The following is a 9,591-nucleotide window of genomic DNA, read 5'->3' as shown; positions in this document are numbered from 1 at the left end:
ACGTGAAATCAGGGCGGAAGATCGGTCGAATCTTCGCCCAGAGTGCACGTTCGGCGAAGTGCCCGGGCAATCAGCCCCGCCCGGCGACGATGCGGGCCGCAACGCGGCCAGCTGAGGAGCCGGGCAATCAGCCCTGCGTGATGTAGGAGTGCAGCTGCTGCTGCTCGGCCTCGAGCTCTTCCATGCGGGTCTTCACCACGTCGCCGATGCTGACGATGCCAATCAGCTTCTTGCCGTCGAGCACCGGCACGTGGCGCACCCGGTTCTTGGTCATCAGCACGCTCAACGAGTCGACCGTGTCGGTCTTGGCGCAGGTGGCGACGTTGGCGGTCATGATCTTCGAGATCGGGCGCGACAGCACGCTGGCCCCGTGGGTGTGCAGCTCGCGAACGACGTCGCGCTCGGAGACGATGCCGACGACACCCTCGTCGCCGACCACCACCATGGCGCCGATGTTCTGCTCGGCGAGGCCGGCGAGCAGCTCTTTCACCGTCGCCTCGGGGTTGATGGTCACCACCGCCGCGCCCTTGTTCCGCAAGACATCCGCTATCCGCATCTGGCCTCCAGCCGGTTGTGATCCGCTTCACATCAGGCTACGGCTAACTCGCGCGGCGCAAAAGCCACGACGAGAACCGGTAGCCGATCCGTGTCCATACCCTGACGCCGTAGTCCGAAACCACGGTTCCCGCGTTTGGGCCACCGCGGCGCGCCCCGGCTTGCAAGATGGGGGCCATGATCGAGATCACCCTGCTCGGGACCGGGAGCCCGATACCCGACCCGAACCGCGCCGGGCCGTCGACGCTGGTGCGGGCGGGCGGACAGGTGTTCCTGGTGGATTGCGGGCGGGGCGTGTTGCAGCGCGCCGCGGCGGTGGGCGTGGGCGCCGCCGGGCTGTCGGCGCTGCTGATCACCCACCTGCACAGCGACCACATCGGTGACCTCGGTGACCTGCTGATCACCCGGTGGATCAGCACGTTCGCGCCGGACCCCGCGCCGCTGCCGATCATCGGCCCGCCCGGGATCGCGGAGACGGTGGAGGCGACGCTGCACGCGTTCCGCCACGACATCGAGTACCGGATCGCGCATCATGCCGACCTGAACGCCCCGCCGGCCGTCGAGGTGCACGAATGCACCGAAGGACCGGTGTGGGACCGCGAGGGCGTGGCGATCCGCGTCGCGCCCACCGACCACCGGCCGGTCGCGCCGACCATCGGGTTCCGGGTCGACTACGGGGCGGCGTCGGTGGTGCTCGCCGGCGACACCGTGCCCTGCGCGGGGCTTGACGAGCTGGCGGTCGGCGCCGGCGCGCTGGTGCACACCGTGATCCGCAAGGACATCGTCGCCAACATCCCGCAGCAGCGGCTCCAGGACATCTGCGACTACCACTCGTCGGTCGAGGAAGCGGCGACGACCGCGGCCCGCGCCGGGGTGGGCACCCTCGTCATGACCCACTACGTGCCGGCGCTGGTGCCGGGCCAGGAAGAACAGTGGCGGGCGTTGGCGGCCGCGCGCTTCGGCGGGCGGATCGAGCTCGGCGACGACCTGCACCGCGTCGAAATCGGGACCCCATAACGGTCATTGCCGAATGTCGTTGCGCGGCAACGGCAACAGCGCGCCCGCCAGCACCAGCCAGGACAGCGCGAGCACCCGGGCGACCGGCAGGATCACACCGAGCTCGGGCCAGGCCAACACTCCCGTCGCCGCCCCGGCGAGGACCGCGGCGCCCAGGCCGGCCCAGGCGATCGGCCGGCGCAGCACGCCCAAGTTCCGGCAAGCCACCGCCATCGCGCCGACCAGCACGCCGAGGGCCACGATGTGCCCCGGCCCGCCGACCAGAAACACCAGCAGGTACAGCGCCCGCACCAACGTCGTATCCGCGGCGACGTCGGGCCACGACAGCGGCCAGGCCAGCAACCCGCACAGCGCCAGCCCGCCGGCCGCCAGAATGCCTCCGGTGAGCGCGATCGCGGGCGCCGATCCGGCGGCCCCGAGCCGGCGCAGCCGGGCGCTGACCGTCGCCGCGTAGATCGCCAACGGGACCGACGACGCGAACGTCGCAACGGCCATGACCCGCACGGCAACCGGCTGCGCGCGGACGTAGGCCGCCACGGCGGCCACCGGGCCGTACGGCAGCGGCATCACGCCGCCCAGCGCCACCCCGGCGGCGATTCCACCGAAGAGCAGCGCCGCGCACAGCAACGAGAGCAGCAGCAGCGAGGGACCACCGCGCCGGCGTTCGGTCATGGGTGCACGCTATGCCCGCGCGGCCTCGGCGGCTAAGCCAGCCGGGTCACCTCCACCACGACGTCCAGATCGGTCGCGCCCTCACCGGAGTAGATCCCCTTCAGCGGGGGGACGTCGGTGTAGTCACGGCCGGCGCCCACGCTGACGTATTGCTCGGAGAGCTCGGTTTCATTGGTGGGGTCGTAGCCCCACCACCCGCCGGTCCACGCCTGGATCCAGGCATGGCTGCGCCCGTCCACGGTGTCCCCGACGACGGCGTGCTCCTTGGGATGCAGGTAACCCGACGCGTAGTAGGCGGGAATTCCCATGGCGCGCAACAACATCAGCGACAGGTGCACGAAGTCCTGGCAGACGCCCTTGCCCGCGTTCAACGCGTCCAGGCCCGAGGAGTGCACGCTGGTGGTTCCGGGCAGGTATTCCAGCTGCTCGCGCACCCACTGGGCCGCGGCGACGACGGCCTCGGCGGGCTGGTGCGACTTGGCGATCCTCTTGGCCACGGAGGCAACCTTTTTGCTCGCCGGGGTGTGCTCGGTGGGGCGGAGCAATTCGTCGAACCGGTCGATCACCGCCGCCGAGCGCAGGTCGCTCCAGCCGACGTCGGTCACCGGCGGTTCGGGCCGCTCGGTCTCGACCACCGACGACGACGTCACCGTGAGGTCGGTGTGCGGCGCGTGCAGGTCGAACGCCGTCACCGCGGTGCCCCAGTAGTCGATGTAGCGATAGGAGCGGGTGGCGGGGATCGTTTCGACGCGATTGAGGATGACGTTCTGCCGGGTGTTCGACCGCGGGGTCAACCGCGCCTCGTTGTAGGACGCGGTCACCGCCGACTGGTACGCGTATCCGGTGGTGTGCACCACCCGCAGCCGCCACATCAGTTGTCCCCCGCCCTGCTGACCAACGGGGCGCGGTCGCCGGCGTCCGACCACGCCACCCACGGGGTGACGTGAAAGTACTGCACCGACAACGCTTCTCCGACGTCGCGGCAGGTTCGCTGCAGCCCGGCCAGGCGGTCCTCCAGCGACTCCAGCAGGACGCCGGGTTGAACGAATTCCAGTTCGCTGCGGGCCTGCCCGAGCAGCCGCTGCGCCTCCCCGGTGGCCCCGATGCGGCTCTGCCGGTTGTGCAGCAGTTCGTCGAGGTTGTGTTCGGCCAGCCGCAACGAATAGAACACCGAACGCGGGAAAAGCCGGTCGAGCAACATGAATTCGACCACCCGCCCGGCGTCCAGGACACCGCGGTAGGTGCGCAGGTAGGTGTCGTGCGCGCCCGCGGAGCGCAGCAGCGTCACCCATGCCGGCGACGACGCGCTGTCGCCCACCCGGGAAAGCAACAGCCGCACCGTCATGTCGACCCGCTCGATCGCGCGGCCCAGCACCATGAAGCGGTAGCCGTCGTCGCGGGACAGCGTCGAGTCCGCCAGCCCGGCGAACATCGCCGCCCGCCCCTCGATGTACGACAGGAATTCATGGGGCCCAAGGCGTTTCGCGGCGCGCTCGCGCTCGGCAAGGGCATGGTAGGTGCCGTTGAGGCACTCCCAGATCTCGCTCGAGGTCACTTCCCGCGCCGACTTCGCGTTTTCCCGCGCCGCCGTGATCGCGTCGACGATCGAAGAGCCGCCCGAAGCGTTGCTGCTGAAGGCCACCAGGTCGGTCAGCGACCAGACGTCGAGGTCGTGGGTCGGGGGGTCGATGCCCAGCACCCGCAACAGCAGCCGGGACGCCTGGTCGGGGTCGACGCTGGAATCCTCGAGCAGCTGGTGCAGCACGACGTCGAGAATGCGCGCGGTGTCGTCGGCTCGCTCGACGTAGCGGCCGATCCAGAACAGCGCCTCGGCGTTACGGGCCAGCACGGCGCTTCGCCCGTCGCTGTTGCTGCTGCAGCTGCTGTTCCTGCGGCGATTCCGTGGGTTGCGACTGTGTTTGCCTCAGCCGCGGCGCGCCGTCGGACGCCGGGTCGGCGATGGACTCCGGCAGCGAGCGCACGACCTCCGCCGCGCCGAGTTCGTGCTCACCGGCCGAGGTGCGCGACGCCAGCACCCAGGTGTCCTTCGAGCCCCCGCCCTGGCTGGAATTGACCACCCTCGAGCCCTCGACGAGGGCGACCCGGGTGAGCCCGCCGGGCAGCACCCACACGTCTTCGCCGTCGTTGACGGCGAACGGCCGCAGGTCGACGTAGCGGGGCGCCAGCGTGTTGCCGATCTGCGTCGGCACGGTCGACAGTTCCATCATCGGCTGGGCGATCCAGCTGCGCGGATCGTCGCGAACCTTCTTGGCGACGGTGGCCAACTCCTTGTCGGTCGCTTCCGGCCCGAACACGATGCCGTAACCGCCGGAGCCCTCCACCGGCTTGAGGACCAACTCGTCGATCCGGTCCAGCACTTCTTCGCGTTCGTCGTCGAGCCAGCACCGGTACGTCTCGACGTTGGCCAGCAGCGGCTTCTCGCCCAGGTAGTACTCGATCATGGTCGGCACATAGGTGTAGACAAGCTTGTCGTCGCCCACCCCGTTGCCGATGGCGCTGGAGACGACGACGTTGCCGGCGCGCGCGGCGTTGACCAGGCCGGCCACCCCCAGCACCGAGTCGGCCCGGAATTGCAGGGGATCCAGGAAGGCGTCGTCGATGCGCCGGTAGATGACGTCGACCTGAACCTCGCCCTCGGTGGTCCGCATGTAGACCTGGTTGTCCCGGCAGAACAGGTCGCGACCCTCGACCAACTCGACGCCCATCTGGCGGGCCAGCAGCGAGTGCTCGAAGTAGGCGGAGTTGTACACCCCCGGGGTCAGCACCACCACCGTCGGGTCGGCCTCGTTGGTCGCCGCCGAGTTGCGCAGCGCACGCAGCAGGTGGGCCGCGTAGTCGTCGACCGCCCGCACCCGGTGGGTGGCGAACAGATTCGGGAACACCCGCGCCATGGTGCGCCGGTTCTCCATGACGTAGGACACGCCCGACGGCGAGCGCAGGTTGTCCTCGAGGACGCGGAAGTTGCCCTTCTCGTCGCGGATCAGGTCGATGCCGGCGACGTGGATGCGCACGCCGTTGGGCGGGACGATGCCGACGGCCTGGCGGTGGAAATGCTCGCAGGACGTGATCAGCCGACGCGGGATGATGTCGTCGTTGAGGATCTCCTGGTCGCCGTAGATGTCGTCGAGATACATCTCCAGGGCCTTGACCCGCTGGATGATGCCGCGCTCCAACCGGCTCCACTCGGCGGCCGAGATCACCCGGGGCACCAGGTCGAGCGGGAAGGGCCGCTCCTGGCCCGACAGCGAGAACGTGATGCCCTGGTCGATGAACGCGCGGCCGAGCGCTTCGGCGCGGGCCTTGAGCTCCGAGGCGTCCGACGGCGCGAGCTCGGCGTAGATGCCCTTGTACGGTCCCCGCACGCCGCCCTGGCCGTCGAACATCTCGTCAAAGGCCATCGAATAGACGTCCGACGACGTGTTGTAGCCGCCGAAGATGCGCTCAGCGCGCGCGGCGCGTAACCCCCGCCTGGTTTCCTCGAGCTGGCTAGGAAGACTCACTTTTAAGATGCTGCCTCAAATTGACGTTATGGCAGGCCACGGGTTCCCGTTTTGGGAGAAAACGTAACCGACTGATAACCTGGGCAGTCGCCGTGGTGGTATCCGGCGCCCCAAGCCAAACGTCGATTCGAAGAAGGAACTACAAGCGTGGCCAACATCAAGTCGCAGCAGAAGCGCAATCGCACCAACGAGCGCGCTCGCCTGCGCAACAAGTCGGTGAAGTCGTCGCTTCGCACCGCCGTTCGCGCGTTTCGCGAGGCCACCCATGCCGGCGACAAAGAGAAGGCCACGGAGTTGCTCGCGTCGACCAACCGCAAGCTGGACAAGGCGGCCAGCAAGGGCGTGATCCACAAGAATCAGGCGGCCAACAAGAAGTCGGCCCTGGCCCGAGCGCTCAACAAGCTCTGAGCCCCGCCGCTCATCGGTTCCGGTTGGCGGCCAGCTCGGCGACCTTTCTGACCGCCGCTTCCAGCGCGAAGTCGGCGTCCGCGACGGCCCCCTTGACGTTGGCGTTGAGCGTCGCCACCACCTTCATCGCGGCCGCCACGCTGTCGCGCGACCAATACCGCGCCTGCTTCTGGGCCTTCTGCACCCGCCAGGGCGGCATGCCCAGCTGCGACGCCAGCCGGTAGGGATCCCCCGACAGCGGTCCGACCCGGCCGATCGTGTGGATCGCCTCGGCCAGCGCGTCGGCCAACACCACCAGCGGCTCCCCGCGCAGCATCGCCCACCGCAGCGCCTCCGCGGCGCCCGCTACGTCGCCGGCCACCGCCTTGTCCGCGATGTCGAACCCCTTCACCTCGGCCTTGCCGCTGTGGTAGCGGCGCACCGCCGCCGGATTGACCACCCCGCCCGTGTCGGCAACCAGTTGCGAGCAGGCGGCCGCCAGCTCGCGCACGTCGGAGCCGACCGCGTCCAGCATGGCGGTCACCGTGTCCTCGTCGACCTTGACCTTCAGCGCGCGGAACTCCTTGCGGACGAAATCGATCCGCTCGCTGGCCTTGGTGATGCGCGCGCACGGGTGCACGACGGCGCCGAGTGACTGCAGCTCGGTGGCCAGCGCCTTGGCCCGCCCGCCGCCCGAATGCACCACCACCAGCATGGTGCCCAGCGGGACGTCGGCCGCGGCCGAGGTGATCACCGCGGCCGCCTCCTTGCCCGCCTCCCCGGCGGCCTCCAGCACGACGATCCGCTCGTCGCCGAACAGCGACGGACTCAGCAGTTCGGCGAGTTCGTAGGTGCTGACGTCACCCGCCCGCATCCGGCTGACGGGAACGTCCTCGATGCCGGCCCGCTTGCGCGCCGACCGCAACACGTCGGCCACCGCCCGCTCGACCAGCAGCTCCTCGTCTCCGAGGACCAGGTGCAACGGCGAAACCTCGCTCACCCCACGATGGTGTCACGAGGCACCGACTACGCCGCTCGGGGATCCAACAGCTCCGACAACCACCACGCCAGCACACAGAGCGCGGCCAGGCCGACCGCCCGGCCGAACCAGCGCCGGCCGCGCAGCCGCGCGACCAGCACGACGATCGCAGCGGTCGCCCCGGCCACCAGCAGGACGCCCGGTGCCCCGGCAGGAACCGGCACCGTCGCCGCGGGCGCGCCGGCCGACCACCGCGCCACGTGCACCACCCACCACACTTCGGGCCCGCTGAAGCGGACCAACAGCTGGGCGCCGGACGGCCACGCCACGCTCAGCACGGCGGCCGCGCTGCCCAGCACGGTGATCGGCGCTATCACCGGTGCGGCCGCGAGGTTGGCGGCGATCGCCACCAGGCTGAGCCGCCCGGAGATGCCCGCCACCAGCGGGGCGGTCACCACGTGCGCGGCGGCGGCGATCGCCAGCGCGTCGGCCAACGGTTTGGGGCAGCCCCTGGCCGCCAGGCGGCGCGACCAGCGGGGCGCGATGACGACCAGCGCGGCCGTCGCCACCACCGACAGCGCGAAACCCACATCCACGGCCAGCTGCGGGGCCACCGCCAGCAATCCCAGCACCGCGGCGCACAGCGCCGGCATGGCCTGGCGCCGACGGGAAGACAGCATCCCCAGCAGCGCGATGGCGCCCATCACCGCCGCCCGCAACACGCTCGCCGTCGGTTGCACGACGACGACGAACGCGGCGAGCGTGACGCCGGCGAGGACGACGGCGGCCCGCGGGCCGATCACGCGCGCCGAGAACAGGACGGCCGCGCACACGATGGTCACGTTGGCGCCCGACACCGCCATCAGGTGCGTCATGCCGGCCGCGCGAAAGTCACGCTCGGTCTCGGCGGTGACCGCCGAGGTGTCGCCCAGGACCAGGGCGGGCAGCATGGCCGCCTGCTCGGCGGGCAGCGCGCCACGGACGGCGGCGGCGAACCGGCCGCGCACCGCGTGCGCGGCGCGCTGCACGGCGCTCGCGGTGCCCACGGTCGGGTGGCCCGAGGCGTTGAGCACCGCGACGGTGAGGTCGCGGCGGGTCGGATGGCCGATTCGTGCGGTGAACCGCATCGGCCGGCCCACCACCGGCCCGTCGGTTTCCGAGTCGAAGTCCGACGCCCGCACGAAAACGACCACCCGGCCGGAGGTCGGCGCGTCGCGCAGGCGCTGCAGCGTGGCGCGAAACATCAGCCGGCCGCGACCCAGCGGGACCGGGCTCTCGGTCGGGGTGAGCGTGACCGGGGCCGCGGTGCCGAAGGCCGCGGTGATCGGGTGCCGATCGACCGCTTCGGCGCGCAACGCGACCGCGAACCCGAATCCCGCGCCGACCACCCCGACCGCGGCCAGGCCGGCGGCCATCGCCCGCAACCGCCCGGCCTCGCCGGCCCGGCAGGCCAGCGCGCCCGAGGCCGCGAGCAACACCAGGCAGCACGCCGCCACCGTCCGGCCGATCGGCCACCAGATGCCGGCGGCGGTCACCAGCCAACAGGTGAGCGCCGCGGGCACCAGGCGCGCATCGAGGCGGGTCGCGCCCGAGTCGGCGAGGCCGGCCGGCCCTTCGGCGTCAGACACGGACCAGCGCGCGCAACCTCTCCAGTCGCGCCGGGCCGATGCCGTCGACATCGGCGAGCTGGTCGACGGTGGTGAACTTGCCGTTGGCCTGCCGCCAGGCGACGATCGCGGCGGCCGTGACGGGTCCGACGCCGGGCAGGGCGTCCAAGTCCTCGGCGGTCGCGGTGTTGAGGTCGAGCACCTCGCCCGGCTTCGGGCGGGCCGTTCCGGACCGCGGCGGCGCCGGCTTCGACGTCGGCGTCGACGCGGATGCCACCGAACTCCCCAACGCCGCCGGCTGCCCGGGCACGGGAGCCAGCCCGACGACGATCTGCTCGCCGTCGCCGAGCGGGCGCGCCATGTTCAGCCCGATGGTGTCCGCCCCGTTCACCGCACCCCCCGCGGCCTGCAGCGCGTCGGCGACCCGCGCGCCGGGCGCCAGGGTGACCAAGCCGGGGGTGTGCACCAGACCCACCACGCTCACCACCACGGGCCGCTCCGGGCCCGGGCTGGGGCTCGCCGAGGACTTGGGGCCGGCCGTCGCCGCCTTGTCCACCGGCGGCAGTTTGGCCGACATCACCGGCGTCGGCCGGTCGTGCAGCAGCGTGAACACCGTGACGAGGACGGCCAGCGCCGCCACGATCGCCAGCCCGATGGCACCCGCGCGTCCCGGGTCGGCGCGCAGCCTGGCCGCCCAGCCCCGATCCCGGGCTGCGTCGGGCAGCCAGCGCGGCAGCAGCGAATTCTGGTCCTCGTCCGCGGCGTCCTGTAGTGACGTCGCACCGTCGGCCTCGGTGTCGGCTTCGGCGCCCAGCCGCCGCTGCAGACGCTCGCCGGGAAGTTCGATTCGCAT

The 9,591-nt window shown here is 71.2% G+C and carries 10 protein-coding genes; 2 read left to right on the top strand and 8 right to left on the bottom strand.

What is annotated here, in order from left to right:
• Positions 1-127: 127 nt before the first annotated feature.
• Complete coding sequence (locus A5680_RS16275) at positions 128-556, bottom strand: CBS domain-containing protein (RefSeq protein WP_055402585.1); 429 nt, start codon at positions 554-556, stop codon at positions 128-130.
• 176 nt (positions 557-732) lie between these two features.
• Here A5680_RS16275 and A5680_RS16270 point away from each other — a divergent pair, with 176 nt between their 5' ends.
• Complete coding sequence (locus tag A5680_RS16270; RefSeq protein WP_067821090.1) at positions 733-1,572, top strand: ribonuclease Z; 840 nt, start codon at positions 733-735, stop codon at positions 1,570-1,572.
• Between the two features lie 3 nt (positions 1,573-1,575).
• On the opposite strand, the gene A5680_RS16265 is transcribed toward A5680_RS16270, so the two are convergent.
• From A5680_RS16265 to A5680_RS16250, 4 genes are all read right to left on the bottom strand, one after another.
• Positions 1,576-2,151, bottom strand: a complete 576-nt coding sequence (locus tag A5680_RS16265) for a hypothetical protein (protein WP_156675141.1) — start codon at positions 2,149-2,151, stop codon at positions 1,576-1,578.
• Positions 2,152-2,276: 125 nt separating this feature from the next.
• The gene (locus A5680_RS16260) at positions 2,277-3,116 is read right to left on the bottom strand and encodes a transglutaminase family protein (protein ID WP_055402587.1); all 840 of its coding nucleotides are present in this window, start codon (positions 3,114-3,116) and stop codon (positions 2,277-2,279) included.
• Positions 3,116-4,093: an alpha-E domain-containing protein gene (locus A5680_RS16255; RefSeq protein WP_067821082.1), complete on the bottom strand. Its 978-nt coding sequence runs from the start codon at positions 4,091-4,093 to the stop codon at positions 3,116-3,118. The genes A5680_RS16260 and A5680_RS16255 overlap by 1 nt, the downstream gene beginning before the upstream one ends.
• Entirely contained in the window at positions 4,080-5,774 is a 1,695-nt protein-coding gene (locus A5680_RS16250; protein ID WP_055402592.1) for a circularly permuted type 2 ATP-grasp protein, read from the bottom strand. The genes A5680_RS16255 and A5680_RS16250 overlap by 14 nt, the downstream gene beginning before the upstream one ends.
• A 138-nt stretch (positions 5,775-5,912) precedes the next feature.
• On the opposite strand from A5680_RS16250, the gene rpsT reads away from it, so the two are divergent.
• A complete protein-coding gene (gene rpsT, locus A5680_RS16245) occupies positions 5,913-6,173 on the top strand; it encodes a 30S ribosomal protein S20 (protein WP_055402594.1) in 261 nt (86 codons plus the stop codon).
• A 10-nt stretch (positions 6,174-6,183) separates the two neighbouring features.
• Here the strand turns inward: rpsT and holA are convergent, their stop codons facing one another.
• From holA to A5680_RS16230, 3 genes are read right to left on the bottom strand one after another with little or no spacing between them, the layout of a single operon-like run.
• Positions 6,184-7,134, bottom strand: coding sequence for a DNA polymerase III subunit delta (holA, locus tag A5680_RS16240; RefSeq protein WP_156675140.1), 951 nt, complete (start codon positions 7,132-7,134; stop codon positions 6,184-6,186).
• Between the two features lie 44 nt (positions 7,135-7,178).
• Entirely contained in the window at positions 7,179-8,759 is a 1,581-nt protein-coding gene (locus tag A5680_RS16235) for a ComEC/Rec2 family competence protein (protein WP_067821076.1), read from the bottom strand.
• Positions 8,752-9,591, bottom strand: coding sequence for a ComEA family DNA-binding protein (locus A5680_RS16230; protein WP_067821072.1), 840 nt, complete (start codon positions 9,589-9,591; stop codon positions 8,752-8,754). Before A5680_RS16230 ends, A5680_RS16235 begins: the two co-directional genes overlap by 8 nt.

This window comes from Mycobacterium sp. E2989 (assembly GCF_001667595.1).
In the GTDB taxonomy this organism is placed as follows: Bacteria; Actinomycetota; Actinomycetes; order Mycobacteriales; family Mycobacteriaceae; genus Mycobacterium.
The sequence above is the reverse complement of the archived record's forward strand: the minus strand, read 5'-3'. Positions and strand labels throughout refer to the sequence as shown.

Coding starts and splice junctions, on each gene's coding strand:
- A5680_RS16275 (WP_055402585.1), bottom strand. CDS start 556: ATGCGGATAGCGGATGTCTTGCGGAACAAGGGCGCGGCGGTGGTGACC.
- A5680_RS16270 (WP_067821090.1), top strand. CDS start 733: ATGATCGAGATCACCCTGCTCGGGACCGGGAGCCCGATACCCGACCCG.
- A5680_RS16260 (WP_055402587.1), bottom strand. CDS start 3,116: ATGTGGCGGCTGCGGGTGGTGCACACCACCGGATACGCGTACCAGTCG.
- A5680_RS16230 (WP_067821072.1), bottom strand. CDS start 9,591: ATGCGAATCGAACTTCCCGGCGAGCGTCTGCAGCGGCGGCTGGGCGCC.